Genomic DNA, 17,505 nt, shown 5'->3' on the forward strand with positions numbered 1-17,505 from the left:
TTGGTTGCGTCAAATTTTGACTAATATTTTTTAATATTTTGAAAACAAACTGTTTAAAATTGATTAATATTTTTTATTTTTTTTCGTTAGCTAATGGAGTCAGTTTGGACGCGAATATGTGGAATTACACCCAACGGGTTGTAATAGTATTCTGCTAATATAGTAAAAATCAAAACCTCACTAAAACAAAAAAACTTCCCTTTTCAGAGAAGTTTTCGTTATAATTTAGAAGTTTCCTAAACATCATCATAATCTACATAAATGCTTTCAGATGTTGGGTGTGCCTGACAAGTAAGAATCAAACCGTCTGCGATTTCTTTATCGGTTAGGATGGAGTTTTTAGTCATTTCGGCAGTTCCGGATGTAACGCGAGCCAGACAACTGCTGCATATTCCGCCTTGGCAAGAATACGGAGCATCAATACCTTGTTTTAAAGCGGCATCAAGAACGGTTTGTTTTTGTGACATTTCAAAAGTCGTTTCCTCATCATCTACCATTACGGTGATTTTAGAATGCCCTTCTAATGATTTTTCTATTTTATTTTCTTTCGTAGAAGAAGAAAATAATTCAAATTTTATTGCCGATTCTTTAATATTATGCTCCTTCAAAACTCCAGAAACGGTATTAATCATTTCTTCCGGACCGCATAAATAGAACTTATCAAATTCTAATTCCTTGTGTTTGTTATTTAAAACAAAATTCACGGTTGATTTTTCAATTCGCCCAAACAAAGCATTTTCTGCTTTGGCTTGACTGAAAACATAATGTACAAAAAGACGACCCACATATTGCAATTGCAAATCGTGTAATTCTTGATGAAAGATGGTTTCTTCGGGGGATTTGTTACCATAAACCAATACAAAAGAACTTTTAGGTTCATTTTTCAATACCGATTTTAAGATGGAAAGTACAGGTGTGATTCCGCTCCCAGCTACAAAAGCCGCATAATTTTTTTGTCGGCCAACTTGAGGTTCAAAAATAAATTTCCCTTCCGGTTTTCCTACCTCAAGAACATCACCAGCTTTAAGTTTTGTGTTAGCAAATTGAGAGAAAGCACCATTTTTCACTGCTTTCACCGCAATGCGCAATTCCCCGCTCTCAGGAGCCGAGCAAATAGAATACGCACGACGAATTTCGGCACCGTCCAAGGTTAATCGTAGATTGATATATTGACCCGCGACAAAAGTATAATTCGCTTTTAATTCCTCAGGTACGTTAAAAAGTATAGAAACAGCGTCTTTGGTTTCGCGTTTTACTTCTTTTATTATTAGTTTTAAAAAAGATGGCATGTGATTATTTTTTTACAAAGATAGGAAACACATTAGGTTTCTAAAAATCAAAAGTATTGAAAATTCATATACCTAAAACTGTTATGTATAAGAATCTTATGTATATTTGATTTTTGAAATAAGAAATACCACCAAACTTGCACCGACTGAACCATGAAAAACTCACAATTATACAAAGGAAGTCTGAATACGATTATCATGAAATTACTCGAAGAGAACGGCAAGATGTACGGCTATGAAATTACCCAGAAAGTAAAGGCGATTACTCAAGGCGAATTGAACATCACCGAAGGTGCTTTGTATCCGGCCTTGCACAAACTTGAAGCCGAAGGTTTGCTTGATGTGGAAATTGAAAAAGTGGATAATAGAATGCGTAAATATTACAAACTCACGGAAAGCGGCCAGAAAGAAACCGTAAACCGACTTTCGGAACTGGAAGATTTCATCCGAAACATGCAGAGTTTAGTGAGCCCAAGTCCAAAATTAGAATTTTAAATTTTTGAAGATGAAACTAACCGCCCAACAAATAGACCAGCTCTACCTTTTCACGCGCCAGCATTATGTGGAATATTACGATCTACAAACGGAATTAGTCGATCACTTGGCGAACGCCATTGAAACCGAATGGGAACAAAATCCCAAACTTACTTTTGACGAAGTTTTAAATAAAGAATTCAGCAAATTTGGCGTTTTTGGGTTTATGGATGTGGTAGAAAGTCGCCAAATGGCTTTAGGGAAAAAATACAATCGATTGGTGTTTCAACATTTTAAAACGTTTTTTAGCGTGCCAAAAATTCTATTTACGCTAACAATGACCTTTTTACTTTTTAAAATTCTTAAAACAAGCATTTACAACGACTATATTTTTATTGCCATTTGTATTATTTATTTTGGATTTATTTTTCATGAATTTTATAAGAATAAGAAAATCAAAAAGGTACAAAAAGAGACAAATCAAAAGAAATGGTTATTTGAAGAAATCATTAACCAATATGGCAGTTTTTCGGGAGCTCTGACTTTTCCATTTTATATTTTTACCCAAGTAAGCAGCCATGCAGAAAGGTATTTGTCAAATGATTACTGGCTTTTCTCCGTAAGTTTGATGGTAGTGCTTTTTGGGATTTTAAATTATATTTTATTCAAAATCATCCCTTCCAAAGCAGAAGTCCATTTAAAACAAACCTACCCGGAATATAAATTAGAAAATTTGTAACGTTTTCTTACTTTGACTTACATACTATAAAACCAAAATAACCAAACTATGATTCAAAAATTTCTTTATCTCGAATGGAAAGCATTTATCAGATCGGCTTCCTTCGCTACTAATTTGGCTTTGAAAATCCTGATGGGTCTCGTCGCCATTTATTTCATTTTAATTTTCTTAGCATTAGGAATCGGGGCTTTTTATATTATTAAAAAAATGAATTTAGACCCGATCGTAACGGTAAACAAATTCATGATTTACTATGTGTTGATGGATTTAATCATCAGATTTATGTTGCAAAAAATCCCCGTGATGAACATTCGTCCGATGTTGATTTTCCCCATAAAAAAATCCACTATTGTTCATTTCTCTTTAGGAAAAACCGTTTTGTCCTTCTTTAATTTGGTGCATGCTTTTTTCCTGATTCCATTTAGTGTTGTTTTAATAATTGAAGGTTATGATGTAGTGTCAGTGGTGCTTTGGTATACTGCGCTGTTTTCACTGCTGTACATCAATAATTTTATAAATATTGTATTGAGTAACAAAGATAATTTATTTGCAATTTTCTTAGCAATAGCAACCGTTTTAGGAGGATTACAGTATTATGGACTGTTTAATATCACGGATTATACTGCTCCGTTTTTTAATGCTATTTTCAATACCTATTGGGCGTTTAGTATTCCGGTATTGGCTTTAATCGCCATATATTATGTCACTTTCCAGTATTTCAAAAGCAATTTATACCTCGATGCGGGACTTTCTAACAAACACGATGTTGCGAAAACGGAAGAGTTGACTTGGTTGAATCAATTTGGAACCATCGGAACGTTCTTGAAAAATGACATTAAATTAATCAAAAGAAACAAACGATCTAAAACCACAGTAGGATTGAGCGTGATGTTTCTTTTTTATGGATTTCTTTTTTTTACCAATGGAATTGAGGCGTACAATAATCCTGTAATGCACATTTTTGCAGGGATTTTCGTTTCCGGTGGATTTCTTATCACTTTCGGACAATTTGTACCCAGTTGGGACAGCGCCTATTACCAGTTAATGATGACACAAAATATCCCTTACAAAGGCTATTTGAGTTCTAAATGGTGGTTGATGGTAATCGCTACAATAGTTACCACAACAATTGCTTCTTTCTATCTGTATTTTGGATGGCAGATTTATTTGACCATAGTGGTTGGTGCCATATATAATATTGGAGTCAATTCCCATTTGGTTTTGCTGGGCGGCGCCTATACCAAAACGCCAATCGATTTGAGTTCCGGTAAAGGTGCTTTTGGAGACAAAAAAGCATTCAATATAAAAACCATGCTGATTTCTATTCCACAGTTGGCTTTGCCAGTTTTATTGTATTGGACGGGTTCTACTTTGGCCAATGCCAATGTGGGATTAGCGGTAGTGGCTTCGGCAGGAGTAATTGGATTTGCTTTGAAAGACAAGGTTTTTTCTTTGATTGAAAAAATTTACAAATCCGAAAAATACGCCACAATCGCTGCTTATAAGCAAAAAGGATAATTAGAAAATTAGTCAAGGCAAAACTAGAGTACAACCAAATTAACAAACAACCGAATAAACCTTTTCAAAAATGATACAAGTAAACAACCTTTCAAAAACATACAACGGAACAACCGTATTAAAAATAGACAATTTAGAAATAAAAAAAGGCGAAAGCTTTGGATTAGTGGGCAATAATGGAGCCGGAAAAACCACTTTTTTCAGCCTTTTATTGGATTTAATCCAGCCTTCAACAGGGAATATTGTCAACAATGAGGTACAAGTAAACACCAGCGAAAACTGGAAACCATTCACCGCTTCTTTTCTTGACGAAAGCTTCCTGATTGGCTACTTAACTCCCGAGGAATATTTTTATTTCATAGGCGATTTGCGCGGACAAAATAAAGCCGATGTCGATGCTTTATTGGCAACACACGAAGAATTTTTCAACGGAGAAATCCTTAAAAACAAAAAATATTTACGCGATTTATCCAAAGGGAATCAGAAAAAAGTGGGCATCATCGCAACATTAATCGGGAATCCGGAAGTGATTATTCTGGACGAACCGTTTGCTAATTTAGATCCAACGACACAATTTAGATTAAAAAAAATCATCAAGGATTTAGCCGATAATCCAGATGTTACTGTGTTGGTTTCCAGTCATGATTTGTTGCACACCGTTGAGGTAAGTGACAGAATCGTCACTTTACACAAAGGCGAAGTGGTCAAAGACATTCAAACTTCTGAGGAAACATTGAAGGAATTAGAAGCATTTTTTGCGGTTTAAAATTCAACGTAACAGTTATAGACAAAACAGTTTACCGCTAATTCGCCAATTGCATTTATTAATTTGAGTGTTTAATTAGCGAATTAGCGGTTTGTTTTTAGTCTGCCAAATCAAAAGGTTTAGCATTCAAGTCCGTAAGAGTTTAATTTGGGCGTGACCCGGAAAAAAATCCGGGTCGGGCTTTCACTCTCAATCTTTTTAATTCTAAAAAAGAATAAAAAAGGATTTCCGCTACAACCCTCACGCAAAACCGGGAATCAAAAAGAAACCTAATAATTTTCACGATATCAAAAAGAAACGTATTTTTACCAGTAAGTATACTAAAAAGAATATTTAAAAGTTAATTGATAAAAACGTTTCCCATTGAAAGTCAGTAGATTCAAACAGTTATTTTTCTTCTTATTTTTCGTTTTTTTAGTAGCCTGTTCTACTAAGAGAGATACTTTTATGGCCAGAAATTCCCATGCCTTAAGTACAAAGTATAATATTTTGTACAACGGTCAAGTAGGTTTGGACAAAGGAGTTAAGGAAATAAAAGCCAACAGTAATGATGATTTCTGGAAACGTCTGCCAATAGAAAAAATGCAAATTGTAGAAGACCTCGCTTCGACCACAACACCGAAAAACACAAATTTTGAATTGGCAGAAGCCAAAGCGACCAAAGCCATTCAAAAGCATTCCATGAACATTGGCGGAAGAGAGAAAAACACTCAAATTGACGAAGCGTATCTTATGCTTGGTAAATCCCGTTATTACGATCAACGATTTGTTCCCGCACTCGACGCATTCAATTATGTTTTGTACAAATATCCCAACAGCAGCAAGATTTATGAGGCTAAAATTTGGCGTGAAAAAACCAATATGCGGTTAGGAAACGATGCTTTGGTAATAAAAAACATAAGCAAATTATTAGAAGACCACGAAGTAAAAAAACAAGTTTTTGCTGATGCAAATGCCCTTTTATCTGAGTCTTTTTTGAATTTAGAAGAAAAAGACAGCGCAGTTGCTAAACTAAAATTAGCCATAGCATTCACCAAAGTAAATCAGGAAAGAGCGCGGTATCGTTTTGTTTTGGGACAATTGTATCAACAATTAGGATACAAAGACAGCGCCGTTAGTTCGTATCAATCAGTGATTGACATGAACCGAAAAGCAGATAGAAAATTTGTCATTCAGGCGCATGCTAAAAAAGCAGAATTATTTGATTATCAAAACGGTGATTTCAATTCTTTTACAAAAACATTTGATAAACTGGCAAAAGACAGAGAAAATCGACCGTATAAAGATTTAATTTTTCATCATATGGCGGTGTTTTATGATCAGAAAAACGATCAGAAAAAAGCGTTAGATTTTTACAACTTATCCTTAAGAACAGATTCAAAAGATTCCTATTTAGTAGCTTCAAATTACCGAAATTTAGGAAATATGTATTTTAGAAATGCTGAATATCCTGCTGCTGCAAAATATTATGACAGTACATTGGTAAAACTCAATGACAAAACGAGAGAGCATAATAAAATTAAAAAAATTAGAAATAATCTGGATGAAGTGATTTTGTATGAGGCTCTTGCTAAAAGAAATGACAGTATTTTGAATGTTGTTTCATTGAATGATAGCGATAAAATTGCTTATTTTGAAAAGTACATCGTCAAACTAAAAGAAGAGGATGAAATCAAGAGAGTTTTAGAAGAAAAACGAAAAGAAAAACAAGAAAATATAGAAAGGAATAGTACTACTAGTTCTATTGATCCGGCTTCTAATCAGGAACCGGGAAAACCGGCAAAAAAATCAGCATTGATGCCGCCGGCTATTACTAATGTTTCCTCACAACAAGCAGGGAGTATTTTCTATTTTTATAATCCTACAACCGTAGCTTTTGGAAAAATCGAATTCAAAAAAACGTGGGGTGACAGAACTCCAAATGGCAATTGGAGATTATCATCCAGTGCAGGAAATCCAACTTCGGTAGATCCGTTGAGTGATGATAAAGAAACCCTTGAGAAGGAAGCAACAGCGGAGAAAATTGTGGAGCAGCAATACACCACGGATTTTTATTTGAAACAACTTCCAACAACACAAACGGAAATAGACAGCATTGGTAAAGAACGTAATTTTGCCTATTACCAATTGGGGATTATTTATAAAGAAAAATTCAAAGAAAATAATTTGGCCATCGCCAAACTGGAACAATTATTAAACAATAATCCAGAGGAAAAACTGGTTCTTCCATCGATGTATAATTTGTATAAATTATATCAAATCACGGATGCAAGTAAAGCCGAAGCGATGAAAAAAAGAATATCGGTTCAATATCCGGATTCTCGTTATGCGCAAATTGTAAACAACACAAGCTCAAATGTGGTTTCAATAAATGAAACTCCGGAAAGTGCGTATGCTAAATGGTATAAATTATACCAACAAGAACAGTTTGTTACAGTTTTAGAGAACTCAGACGCTTTGATCAATCAGTTTTCGGGAGATGAGATTGTATCAAAATTTGAATTGCTTAAAGCAAACGCCATTGGAAAACTGAAAGGAGTAATGGCTTACAAAAATGCATTGCAAGGAGTGGCTGATAATTATCCGAACAGCGAAGAAGGAAAAAATGCCCAAGAAATCCTGACGAGTCAAATCCCGTTTTTAGAGAAAATGGAGTTGAGTACAACAGACTCAAATAATTGGAAAATTCTATATCGAGTAGGTTCACGAGAGGATAAAAATACAAAAGCAATAGAGGAAAAAATCAAAATGTTTATTGCTGCAGAAAGCCCTCAGAAACTATTTTTCTCCTATGATATTTATACTGAAAAAGAAAATTTCATCACCATTCACGGAATAAAATCAGAAGTTTACGCTAAAGATATTGTTTTTGTATTGAAAGAAAATGTGAAATATAAATTGGTCGATCCTGCTATTGTGGTTTCGGGTGAGAACTACAAAGTGATTCAGATCAAGAAAAATATGGACACTTATTTAGCGCCAAAAATTCCATAAATATGTTTGATAAAAAGCAAAAATCATACACCGATCTTTTGGGTAAAACCAATAGAATTGTTGAAGGAACTACTATAAAAGGCGATATTATTTCGCAAGCTGATTTTAGATTAGACGGAAACTTGATAGGGAATTTTCAGTCTGGTGGGAAAATTGTCATTGGCCCTGCCGGAAGCGTTACCGGAGATATTGTGTGTAAAAATGCGGATATTGAAGGAAAATTTGACGGAAAAATTCAAGTAACCGAAGTATTGAATGTGAAATCAAAAGCCAGTATTCACGGAGAAGTTACCACGGGAAAATTATCGGTAGAGCCCGGTGCTGATTTTAGTGCTTCTTGTACAATGAAGACGAATGTGAAAAATCTAATCCAGAACGATGGACAACAATCCCAACAAAAAAAGAGCGAATAAATGGCTTGCGCTGATTAACATTCCGATTCAAATGGGAGCCATCATCTTTTTGTTTTCCTATTTTGGAGATTGGTTAGACGAAAAATATCCCCATCCAAAAGTATATTACAGTAAAATTTCAGTAATGGTTGGCGTTGCACTGGCTTTGTATAATGTGATACGACAGGTGAACGAAATCAATAAAACACAATAATTTTTCAAAAGAAAAATCAGTAAGGATCAACGGTAAAACTTCGTGCCTTTGTGATAAATTCGATGTCAATTGTTGTCAGGTTGAGCGCAGTCGAAACCCTTTTTATTCAATAGAAATACCAGAATAATCTTGACTACGTTCGATTTGACATAAAAAAAGACGGTGTTTTCAAAGATAAAATGGTATAAATTTGCACCTTAGTGCCGCTACGGCAAAAAATAAACACAATGAATTTAAAAAATTACAAACCGCTTCTGCCTTTATTGGCACTTGCGGGATTAGCTTATGTTGTTCATCGGGTTGCTTTTTATGTATTAGACATAGATGATGCGACTTTTTATTATTCGATAGAAACCCTTTATATGTTGTTTCTGGTTTTGTCTATTATGGTATTTTTGGTTTTGTTAAAAGTCAAAGAACGCAGTTTTGATAACGTGGGTATGTCATTTCTTTTGAGTACCAGTATTAAAATGATTGTTTGTTATCTGATTTTAAAGCCTATATTGCAGGCTACAACACAAAACAATGCAATAGAGAAAAAGAATTTTTTTATGATGTTTATTCTCTTTTTAGCAATTGAAACCGTATTAACAATACGTATATTAAACGAAAAGCAATAAATATGTTATTCAAGGAACAAATCCATCAAAAATAATTTTTTATATTCTTTTGAATATTAATAAAAGATGTACATTTGCACCAAATTTCAGAAACGTAATAAATTAAGATAATTAACTGTTATGGTGATTTCAAACAAACCACTTAGATTTATAGTAGCGACTTTAGTAGCCTGTCTTCCCTTAATGAGTTTTGCAAATCCTGAACAGGATTCTGTGAAAGTAAAAACAGAAGTTGCTCATGAGGCAACCGAAGGAGCTCATGCTGAACCAACAGATGTAAAATCTAAAATAAAAGAGTTCATCAATCATCACCTTTTAGATGCGCATGATTTTACCTTTTCGGCAAATGAAGAAACGGGTGAACATTATGGTTTTTCATTGCCAATTATTCTTTGGGATAATGGTTTACAAGTATTTTCTTCTTCAAAATTTCATCATGGTGAAGAAGTTGCAGAACACAATGGAAACTTCTACGTATTGCACCACGAAAAAATATATAAAACGGAGGCTGATGGCGCTTTAACAGAAGAGCACGGTCATCCTACAAATGCTAGACCATTGGATTTTTCTATCACTAAAAGTGTTGTGGGGATTTTGGGTATAGCTATTGTGATGTTTTTGTTATTTACAGGATTAGCTAAATCATACAGTAAAAATAATGGTATTGCATCAGGTGCAGGACGTTTCTTTGAACCACTTGTTCTTTATGTAAGAGACGAAATTGCTATACCAAATATTGGAGAAAAACATTATAAAAAATACATGAGTTATTTATTGACTATATTTTTCTTTATATTGTTTTTAAATATTCTTGGATTAATGCCATTTGGATTCAATGTAACCGGAAATTTCACTATTACAGCTTCTTTGGCAATATTGACCTATTTAATAACAACCTTTACGGCTAATAAAAATTATTGGGGACACATTTTCTGGATGCCAGGTGTGCCAACTCCAATGAAATTTATTTTGGCTCCAATTGAATTATTAGGAACAATTATCAAACCATTTTCATTAATGATACGTTTGTACGCTAACATGGTTGCGGGTCACGTAGTTTTGATGAGTATCATTGGTTTAATGTTTATCTTTAAAAGCTGGATTGGAAGCACGCTGTCTTTTGGATTAGCTTTTGTACTTTCTATTCTTGAGATATTAGTGGCTTTTTTACAAGCGTATATTTTTACCATGTTATCTGCCCTTTATTTTGGAGCAGGAAACGAAGAGCATCATCACGACGAAGCTCATTAAAAAAGTTAAAAGTTAAGAGTTATTTGTCGGGAAGTTTTCAACACATAACATTTAACCAATAACCATTAAAAAAGAATGTTTAATTTTTAATATATATATTATGCAAATTCCAGAAATTGTAGGAGCAGGATTAATTGTAATCGGAGCAGGTTTAGGTATTGGTAGAATTGGTGGTTCAGCAATGGACGCTATTGCTCGTCAACCAGAAGCTTCAGGAAAAATCCAAACAGCTATGCTTATTGCAGCTGCACTTATTGAAGGTATTGGTTTCGCGGCTTTATTCGCTTAATTAAAACTAAAAAAACAATAGTTGCAACGGTTGGTTGTAACTATTGTTTTTAAAATTAAAACATTAAAAATTTATAATTAGATATAATGGATAAGTTAATAAATGATTTTTCGTTTGGTTTGTTTATTTGGCAGATAGCAATATTTGTTGGATTAATACTCTTGTTAAAAAAATTCGCTTGGAAGCCAATTCTTGATGCAGTTAATGATAGAGAAGAAGGAATTAAAAATGCATTACTTTCTGCTGAAAATGCTAGAAAAGAAATGCAAAATCTTCAAGCTGACAACCAACGTATTTTACAAGAAGCAAGATTAGAGCGTGACAACATGCTTAAAGATGCTCGTGAAATGAAAGAAAAAATGGTTGCTGATGCTAAAAACGAAGCGCAGGTTCAAGGTCTGAAAATGATCGAACAAGCGAAAGCAGCAATTGAAAGCGAAAAAAATGCAGCAATGGCAGAATTGAAATTACAAGTTTCAACGTTATCATTGAGTATCGCAGAAAAAATATTGAAAGACGAATTATCTAACAAAGAAGCTCAAACTAAATTAGTTGAGAAAATGTTAGGTGACGTAAAGTTAAACTAACAATTATGGCAAGTACAAGAGCAGCAATTCGTTATGCAAAAGCAATTTTAGACTTAGCAAACTCAAAAGGTGTTGCCGAAGTTGTAAATAACGACATGAAATCTATTGCTTCGACAATTAATGGTAATTTGGAATTGAGTACTTTTATTCAAAATCCTACCATGAAAGTGGAAGTGAAAGAAAAAGCACTGTTAGAAGTTTTTGCAGGTATCAATGGCGTAACTCAAGGGTTGTTTCATTTGTTATTTGAAAACAAAAGATTCGAAATTCTAGAAGCAATTGCAATAGAATACAGTAAATTATCTGACATTATGAATGGTGTTGAAGTAGCTCAGGTTACTACAGCTATTCCTATGGATGTAGCATTAGAAGCACAAGTTTTGGCTAAAATTGCAACCCTTTCGGATAAAAAAATCACAATCGAAAATATAGTAGATGCTTCAATTATTGGAGGATTTATCTTAAGAATAGGTGACAAGCAATACAACGCTTCAGTAGCCAACAGATTACAAGTATTAAAAAGAGAGTTAAGTAATTAGTTTTATTGCACATTTAAGTGTCTAAATTATAAATTAAGATGGCGGAAATCAAACCTGCTGAAATTTCAGCAATATTAAGAAAGCAAGTAGAAGGTTTTGAATCTGGTGCTACACTAGAAGAAGTAGGAACGGTACTTCAAGTTGGAGATGGTATTGCTCGTGTTTACGGGCTTTCTAATGTTCAATACGGGGAATTAGTAGAATTTGACAATGGCTTAGAAGCGATTGTTTTGAATCTTGAAGAAGACAATGTTGGTGTGGTACTTTTAGGACCATCAACAGGAATCAAAGAAGGTTCAACTGCAAAAAGAACGCAACGTATTGCTTCTCTTAAAGTAGGAGAACAAATGGTAGGTCGTGTAGTAAACACGCTTGGTTTTCCAATTGATGGAAAAGGACCAATCGGTGGAGATTTATACGAGATGCCTTTGGAAAGAAAAGCTCCTGGAGTTATCTTCCGTCAACCAGTTACTGAACCATTACAAACAGGTATTAAAGCAGTAGATGCTATGATTCCAGTTGGTCGTGGACAACGTGAGCTAGTTATTGGTGACCGTCAAACAGGTAAATCAACTGTTTGTATCGATACCATCTTAAATCAAAAAGAATTTTACGATGCTGGGAAACCAGTATTCTGTATATATGTTGCAATTGGACAAAAAGCGTCAACTGTAGCAGGAATTGCTAAAATGTTAGAAGAAAAAGGAGCAATGGCGTATACCATTATTGTTGCTGCTAATGCTTCTGATCCAGCTCCGATGCAAGTGTATGCTCCTTTCGCAGGTGCTGCAATTGGGGAATATTTTAGAGATTCAGGCCGTCCGGCTTTAATTGTTTATGATGATTTATCTAAACAAGCTGTTGCGTATCGTGAGGTTTCTCTTTTATTAAGAAGACCACCGGGACGTGAGGCATATCCTGGAGACGTTTTCTACTTACACAGTAGATTATTAGAGCGTGCTTGTAAAGTAATTGCAGATGATGGAATTGCTAAAAACATGAACGATTTACCAGATTCATTGAAATCAATTGTAAAAGGTGGTGGTTCTCTTACTGCTTTACCAATTATTGAAACTCAAGCTGGTGACGTTTCTGCTTATATCCCAACAAACGTAATTTCGATTACAGATGGTCAAATTTTCTTGGATGGAGATTTGTTTAACTCTGGGGTTCGTCCGGCAATTAACGTAGGTATTTCGGTATCTCGTGTTGGAGGAAATGCACAAATTAAATCAATGAAAAAGGTAGCAGGTACTTTAAAACTGGATCAAGCACAATTCCGTGAATTGGAAGCGTTTGCTAAATTTGGTTCTGATCTAGATGCCGTTACTTTAAACGTAATTGAAAAAGGAAAAAGAAACGTTGAAATCTTGAAACAAGGTTTGAACGATCCTTATACTGTTGAAGATCAAGTTGCGATTATCTATGCTGGTTCTAAAAACTTATTGAGAAATGTTCCTGTGAACAAAGTAAGAGAATTTGAGAAAGATTTCTTGGAGTTCTTGAACAACAAACACCGAGCTACTCTTGATGCGTTGAAAGCAGGAAAATTAACAGACGAAATTACAGATGTAATCGAAACTGTAGCAAAAGAATTATCAGCAAAATATAACTAAATTAGGAGTTAAAAGTTATGAGTTAGGAAATCTTCTAACTCATAACTCCTAACTTATAACTTTTACATAAAGAATGGCAAATTTAAAGGAAATCCGTAATAGAATTACTTCCGTTTCATCAACGATGCAAATTACATCGGCAATGAAAATGGTTTCTGCAGCAAAGCTAAAGAAAGCACAAGATGCAATCACAGCAATGCGCCCTTATGCCGAAAAATTAACGGAATTATTGCAAAATCTTTCTGCTACACTTGAAGGTGATGCCGGTGGAGAATTTACAACACAACGTGATATCAAGAAAGTATTACTAGTTGTAGTAACTTCAAATAGAGGTTTGGCAGGTGCCTTTAATACCAATGCAATTAAAGAAGCTAAAAACCGTGCTGAATTTTACGCAGGCAAGCAAGTAGATATTTTTGCTATTGGAAAAAAAGGAAACGATGTTTTGAGTAAAACACTTTCAGTGGTTGACAATCAAAGCGCTATTTTTGATGCTTTGACTTTTGATAATGTAGCTAAGATTTCAGATATGTTGACTGAGAAATTCGTTTCTGGTGAATATGACAAAATTGAGTTGATTTACAACCAATTTAAAAATGCTGCGACACAAATCGTTCAAACCGAACAATTTTTGCCATTAGCACCAATAAAATCGGATGTTCCAGTTTCAACAGGAGATTATATTTTTGAGCCTTCAAAAGAAGAAATCGTGTTGACTTTGATTCCAAAATCATTAAAAACACAATTGTACAAAGGAATTCGCGATTCATTTGCTTCCGAGCACGGAGCGCGTATGACAGCGATGCACAAAGCAACTGATAATGCAACGGAATTGAGAAATCAATTGAAATTAACGTACAATAAAGCACGTCAGGCTTCTATTACTAATGAAATCTTAGAGATTGTTGGTGGAGCGGAAGCATTGAATGGATAATAAAAATTTATTCAAATATATAAAGAGCCACGCATTGCGTGGCTCTTTTTTTGCTTAATTTTATAGTTTAAAACAATACTAGGAAGAATGAAATTAGAAATTAGAGAACTGACCACATTAGAGGAAATGCTTAGCAACATTGAGGTAATGCGGTTTTTATATCCCACATTTACGGTAGAAAAATACGAATCGTATCTGGTTGAAATGATTCCGCATAATTACAAGCAAGTAGCCGTTTTTGAAAATGAGGTTTGTGTGGCTGTTACTGGATTTTGGTCTGGAACAAAACTTTGGTCTGGAAAATACATAGAGATTGATAATTTTATTGTTCATCCGGATCACCGTTCCAAAGGTTTGGGCAAAATGATGACAGATTATATTGATGTTAAGGCCAAAGAAACCGGTTGTACAATGATTGTTTTGGATGCTTTTACCGGAAATTTCACCGCACATCGTTTTTATTACAACCAAGGATATGTCCCAAAAGGATTTCATTTTCTTAAAATCTTAAACGAAGAAGGATTAAGCTAAATAATAAAAGTATGAAAGGATATAAAACAGTTGTTTTCTTATTTATAATTGCAATTAGCTTAACTTTTTGTGCCATGAAACAAGACTCGAGTCCCGATAAATATCGGGAAGAACTGGCGAAGCAAGTTCAAACTGATTTTCCGCAGGAAATAAAATCGGTTTATTTCCAGAAATGGATTGGTGGACGAGAAGAAACAGGGAGCGGAATCAACTTTTATATTGAATTTAAAAAACCGCTTTCAGGGAATATTAAGCTGAAGAAAATTTATTTTCATAATCAAGAATCGAGTCTTGAAGAAGTTACCAAAAACACATTTGTGGCACATTTTTATCAAAGAAATAAAAGTTTCGATTTGATTATGGACAAAGATTCCTTAAAAGAATATGGAAACAAAGCGCCAATAATAGTGAAACCGAAATTCGCTTTAAAACCAAACGAAGCCCTGTTAGAATATAAGAAAAAGGGCAAAACACAGTTCTTCAAGATCAGTAATCCAAAAGAAAGACCAATGATTGCCTATCCATCGATGAATAAACCAAAAGATTAGTTATTTTTGTTTTTATAAATAGTAATAGACACATCATTTTGGGATTATATAAAAATCTTTTTAAACAGACTGCCATTTATGGATTGGTTACGGTCATACCAAGAATGTTCAGTTTTATACTGGTTCCATTGTACACAGATCTGCTTCCTAAAGCCGAATATGGTAAGGTTTCTGTCATTTTTGCCTGCATGATTTTCTTCAATGTTATTCTTGCATACGGGATGGAAACAGCTTTCTTTAGATTTTACAGTAAGGAAACAGACAAGAATTCAGTTGTGGAAACAACATCCGTTTCGCTTTTTTGGACTTCCATTTCGTTTTTATTCATAGCCTTATTATTCCGAAATAAATTAGCTGTTTGGTCTGGAATTGATGCTCAATATATCACGTACACCATCTGGATTTTAGTCCTTGATGCCTTGGTGATTGTTCCGTTTTCTAAAGTAAGAGTCAATCAGCAACCCATAAAATATGCCATAATCAAAATTGGAAATGTTGCAATCTATCTGGTTCTAAACCTTTTCTTTTTGAGCTATTTACCGGTAATTGCACAATCAAATCCGGACAGTTTTTTAAGTTCTTTTTACATAGAAGATTTTCAAATAGGCTATATTTTTGCGTCTAATATCGTTGCGAGCTTAGTTACATTCCTGATACTTTCCCCTAATTACCTTTTGCTGAAATGGCAGTTTGATTACAAGCTTTGGAAACGAATGATGGAGTATGGTTTGCCTATTATGGTTGCCGGAATCGCATTTGCCATCAACGAACAATTCGACAAAATTCTGTTATGGAAATTATTGCCTGCAAATATTGCTGATGCCGAAGTAGGAGTATATTCCGCGTGTTATAAACTCGGTTTGTTCATGGTTTTGTACCGTACGGCCTATACATTGGGAATCGAGCCTTTCTTTTTTAGCCACGCTGATAATCAGGATGCGCCTCAAACTTACGCCACGATTACCAAGTATTTTGTCATTTTTGGCTCTTTTATTTTACTGTCGGTAATCGTTTTTGCCGATGTTTTAAAATACATCATGATTCAGGACGAGTCGTATTGGGAAGCCATGAAAGTGGTGCCATTGATTATTCTGGCTAACTTTTTCCTGGGCATTTACACCAATCTTTCTGTTTGGTACAAACTGATAGACAAAACCCATATTGGCGCCTATATTTCTATCATTGGCGCCATAATTACACTTGCGTTAAATTACCTGCTAATCCCAACAATGAGCTATTACGGCTCAGCAATTGCCACGATTGCGGCTTATGGAAGCATGATGTTTATCTCCTACTATTTTGGAAATAAATATTACCCCATTCCGTATGATACGAACAAAATAGCCATGTATCTATTGATTTCAATAGGATTTTCGGCAGTTTCATTTTATGGCTTCAGAGAAAATTATTATGTCGGAATCCCATTATTGCTTGCATTTATGTATTTTATATACCACAACGAAAAAGAATTATTAACCAAAATTTTGAACCGAAAAAAAAATTAGAACTTAATTTAAATTTTTAGGAGCTATTTCCTGCTATTCGTTGCAAATGAAATTCACTGAACTCAAATGAAAATAAAAGTATAGTGAAGTAATCTTTTCCTTTTTAAAGAAAAAAGGAAAAGGATTTCCACTGCAAACGAAGTTCAAAGAACTCCGCTGATAAATAGAAATCAAGTGATGTAATCAGGGCTATAATCAAAAAAATCCAAAACAATATGTATGGACAAGTCGCGACTTGTCCCTTCTAAATAAAAAACAATGACAATAAACATAATCAACAAATCACAACACGCCTTGCCAAACTATGAAACCATAGCTTCGGCAGGAATGGACTTAAGAGCCAACTTAACAGAATCGATAAATCTTAAACCGCTGGAAAGAACCATCGTAAAAACGGGTCTTTTCATAGAATTGCCTATTGGTTACGAAGCGCAAGTACGTCCAAGAAGTGGTTTGGCTGCCAAAAAAGGAATTACTGTCCTGAATTCTCCGGGAACAGTAGATGCAGATTATCGTGGCGAAATTGGTGTGATTTTAGTAAATTTATCCAATGAAGATTTCGTTATTGAAAATGGAGAGCGCATCGCACAACTTATCATAGCAAAACACGAACGTGCAGAGTGGATTGAAGTGCAGGAACTAACAGAAACTTCCAGAGGCGAAGGTGGTTTTGGAAGCACTGGAGTAAAATAGTTAGCA

19 protein-coding genes are annotated in these 17,505 nt (G+C 34.5%); 18 read left to right on the forward strand and 1 reads right to left on the reverse strand.

Annotated features, from left to right (window positions below):
* Window positions 1-236: 236 nt before the first annotated feature.
* Window positions 237-1,289: a ferredoxin--NADP reductase gene (locus E0I26_RS00915; RefSeq protein ID WP_131914624.1), complete on the reverse strand. Its 1,053-nt coding sequence runs from the start codon at window positions 1,287-1,289 to the stop codon at window positions 237-239.
* A 153-nt stretch (window positions 1,290-1,442) separates the two neighbouring features.
* On the opposite strand from E0I26_RS00915, the gene E0I26_RS00920 reads away from it, so the two are divergent.
* From E0I26_RS00920 to dut, 18 genes are all read left to right on the forward strand, one after another.
* Window positions 1,443-1,784: a PadR family transcriptional regulator gene (locus E0I26_RS00920; RefSeq protein ID WP_131914625.1), complete on the forward strand. Its 342-nt coding sequence runs from the start codon at window positions 1,443-1,445 to the stop codon at window positions 1,782-1,784.
* 10 nt (window positions 1,785-1,794) lie between these two features.
* On the forward strand, window positions 1,795-2,502 hold the full coding sequence (locus tag E0I26_RS00925; protein ID WP_131914626.1) for a hypothetical protein: 708 nt from the start codon (window positions 1,795-1,797) through the stop codon (window positions 2,500-2,502).
* Window positions 2,503-2,550: 48 nt separating this feature from the next.
* Window positions 2,551-4,020 (forward strand): DUF5687 family protein, encoded by a 1,470-nt coding sequence (locus E0I26_RS00930; protein WP_131914627.1) that lies wholly within the window; start codon window positions 2,551-2,553, stop codon window positions 4,018-4,020.
* 70 nt (window positions 4,021-4,090) lie between these two features.
* A complete protein-coding gene (locus E0I26_RS00935; RefSeq protein WP_131914628.1) occupies window positions 4,091-4,786 on the forward strand; it encodes an ABC transporter ATP-binding protein in 696 nt (231 codons plus the stop codon).
* 363 nt (window positions 4,787-5,149) lie between these two features.
* Complete coding sequence (gene porW, locus E0I26_RS00940; RefSeq protein WP_317126108.1) at window positions 5,150-7,780, forward strand: type IX secretion system periplasmic lipoprotein PorW/SprE; 2,631 nt, start codon at window positions 5,150-5,152, stop codon at window positions 7,778-7,780.
* 2 nt (window positions 7,781-7,782) lie between these two features.
* On the forward strand, window positions 7,783-8,193 hold the full coding sequence (locus E0I26_RS00945) for a bactofilin family protein (protein WP_131914629.1): 411 nt from the start codon (window positions 7,783-7,785) through the stop codon (window positions 8,191-8,193).
* Window positions 8,159-8,386: an AtpZ/AtpI family protein gene (locus tag E0I26_RS00950; protein ID WP_131914630.1), complete on the forward strand. Its 228-nt coding sequence runs from the start codon at window positions 8,159-8,161 to the stop codon at window positions 8,384-8,386. The genes E0I26_RS00945 and E0I26_RS00950 overlap by 35 nt, the downstream gene beginning before the upstream one ends.
* A 227-nt stretch (window positions 8,387-8,613) precedes the next feature.
* Window positions 8,614-9,006, forward strand: coding sequence for a hypothetical protein (locus tag E0I26_RS00955; protein WP_131914631.1), 393 nt, complete (start codon window positions 8,614-8,616; stop codon window positions 9,004-9,006).
* A 120-nt stretch (window positions 9,007-9,126) separates the two neighbouring features.
* Window positions 9,127-10,257, forward strand: a complete 1,131-nt coding sequence (gene atpB / locus E0I26_RS00960) for a F0F1 ATP synthase subunit A (RefSeq protein WP_131914632.1) — start codon at window positions 9,127-9,129, stop codon at window positions 10,255-10,257.
* A 100-nt stretch (window positions 10,258-10,357) separates the two neighbouring features.
* Entirely contained in the window at window positions 10,358-10,546 is a 189-nt protein-coding gene (gene atpE, locus E0I26_RS00965) for an ATP synthase F0 subunit C (protein WP_165929386.1), read from the forward strand.
* 86 nt (window positions 10,547-10,632) lie between these two features.
* The gene (locus E0I26_RS00970) at window positions 10,633-11,133 is read left to right on the forward strand and encodes a F0F1 ATP synthase subunit B (protein ID WP_131914634.1); all 501 of its coding nucleotides are present in this window, start codon (window positions 10,633-10,635) and stop codon (window positions 11,131-11,133) included.
* A 5-nt stretch (window positions 11,134-11,138) separates the two neighbouring features.
* Complete coding sequence (atpH, locus tag E0I26_RS00975; protein WP_131914635.1) at window positions 11,139-11,672, forward strand: ATP synthase F1 subunit delta; 534 nt, start codon at window positions 11,139-11,141, stop codon at window positions 11,670-11,672.
* Window positions 11,673-11,710: 38 nt separating this feature from the next.
* Window positions 11,711-13,288, forward strand: coding sequence for a F0F1 ATP synthase subunit alpha (gene atpA, locus E0I26_RS00980; protein ID WP_073209437.1), 1,578 nt, complete (start codon window positions 11,711-11,713; stop codon window positions 13,286-13,288).
* A 73-nt stretch (window positions 13,289-13,361) separates the two neighbouring features.
* Window positions 13,362-14,222 carry an ATP synthase F1 subunit gamma gene (atpG, locus tag E0I26_RS00985; RefSeq protein ID WP_131914636.1) on the forward strand — a complete coding sequence of 287 codons (861 nt, stop codon included), beginning with the start codon at window positions 13,362-13,364 and terminating at the stop codon, window positions 14,220-14,222.
* Between the two features lie 87 nt (window positions 14,223-14,309).
* Window positions 14,310-14,753 (forward strand): GNAT family N-acetyltransferase, encoded by a 444-nt coding sequence (locus tag E0I26_RS00990; protein ID WP_131914637.1) that lies wholly within the window; start codon window positions 14,310-14,312, stop codon window positions 14,751-14,753.
* 11 nt (window positions 14,754-14,764) lie between these two features.
* The gene (locus E0I26_RS00995) at window positions 14,765-15,301 is read left to right on the forward strand and encodes a hypothetical protein (RefSeq protein ID WP_131914638.1); all 537 of its coding nucleotides are present in this window, start codon (window positions 14,765-14,767) and stop codon (window positions 15,299-15,301) included.
* A gap of 38 nt (window positions 15,302-15,339) precedes the next feature.
* The gene (locus tag E0I26_RS01000; protein ID WP_131914639.1) at window positions 15,340-16,806 is read left to right on the forward strand and encodes a lipopolysaccharide biosynthesis protein; all 1,467 of its coding nucleotides are present in this window, start codon (window positions 15,340-15,342) and stop codon (window positions 16,804-16,806) included.
* A gap of 258 nt (window positions 16,807-17,064) precedes the next feature.
* A complete protein-coding gene (dut, locus tag E0I26_RS01005; protein ID WP_131914640.1) occupies window positions 17,065-17,499 on the forward strand; it encodes a dUTP diphosphatase in 435 nt (144 codons plus the stop codon).
* Window positions 17,500-17,505: the final 6 nt, after the last annotated feature.

The organism is Flavobacterium rhamnosiphilum, from assembly GCF_004349195.1.
In the GTDB taxonomy this organism is placed as follows: domain Bacteria; phylum Bacteroidota; class Bacteroidia; order Flavobacteriales; family Flavobacteriaceae; genus Flavobacterium; species Flavobacterium rhamnosiphilum.

Excerpts from the sequence above, each read along its gene's own strand:
- atpB (WP_131914632.1), top strand. The coding sequence starts at position 9,127 with ATGGTGATTTCAAACAAACCACTTAGATTTATAGTAGCGACTTTAGTA.
- E0I26_RS00995 (WP_131914638.1), top strand. The coding sequence starts at position 14,765 with ATGAAAGGATATAAAACAGTTGTTTTCTTATTTATAATTGCAATTAGC.
- E0I26_RS00930 (WP_131914627.1), top strand. The coding sequence starts at position 2,551 with ATGATTCAAAAATTTCTTTATCTCGAATGGAAAGCATTTATCAGATCG.
- atpG (WP_131914636.1), top strand. The coding sequence starts at position 13,362 with ATGGCAAATTTAAAGGAAATCCGTAATAGAATTACTTCCGTTTCATCA.
- E0I26_RS00915 (WP_131914624.1), bottom strand. The coding sequence starts at position 1,289 with ATGCCATCTTTTTTAAAACTAATAATAAAAGAAGTAAAACGCGAAACC.
- E0I26_RS00920 (WP_131914625.1), top strand. The coding sequence starts at position 1,443 with ATGAAAAACTCACAATTATACAAAGGAAGTCTGAATACGATTATCATG.
- atpE (WP_165929386.1), top strand. The coding sequence starts at position 10,358 with ATGCAAATTCCAGAAATTGTAGGAGCAGGATTAATTGTAATCGGAGCA.
- E0I26_RS00990 (WP_131914637.1), top strand. The coding sequence starts at position 14,310 with ATGAAATTAGAAATTAGAGAACTGACCACATTAGAGGAAATGCTTAGC.
- E0I26_RS00950 (WP_131914630.1), top strand. The coding sequence starts at position 8,159 with ATGGACAACAATCCCAACAAAAAAAGAGCGAATAAATGGCTTGCGCTG.
- E0I26_RS00935 (WP_131914628.1), top strand. The coding sequence starts at position 4,091 with ATGATACAAGTAAACAACCTTTCAAAAACATACAACGGAACAACCGTA.
- dut (WP_131914640.1), top strand. The coding sequence starts at position 17,065 with ATGACAATAAACATAATCAACAAATCACAACACGCCTTGCCAAACTAT.
- E0I26_RS00945 (WP_131914629.1), top strand. The coding sequence starts at position 7,783 with ATGTTTGATAAAAAGCAAAAATCATACACCGATCTTTTGGGTAAAACC.
- E0I26_RS00955 (WP_131914631.1), top strand. The coding sequence starts at position 8,614 with ATGAATTTAAAAAATTACAAACCGCTTCTGCCTTTATTGGCACTTGCG.
- E0I26_RS00970 (WP_131914634.1), top strand. The coding sequence starts at position 10,633 with ATGGATAAGTTAATAAATGATTTTTCGTTTGGTTTGTTTATTTGGCAG.
- E0I26_RS00925 (WP_131914626.1), top strand. The coding sequence starts at position 1,795 with ATGAAACTAACCGCCCAACAAATAGACCAGCTCTACCTTTTCACGCGC.
- atpA (WP_073209437.1), top strand. The coding sequence starts at position 11,711 with ATGGCGGAAATCAAACCTGCTGAAATTTCAGCAATATTAAGAAAGCAA.
- atpH (WP_131914635.1), top strand. The coding sequence starts at position 11,139 with ATGGCAAGTACAAGAGCAGCAATTCGTTATGCAAAAGCAATTTTAGAC.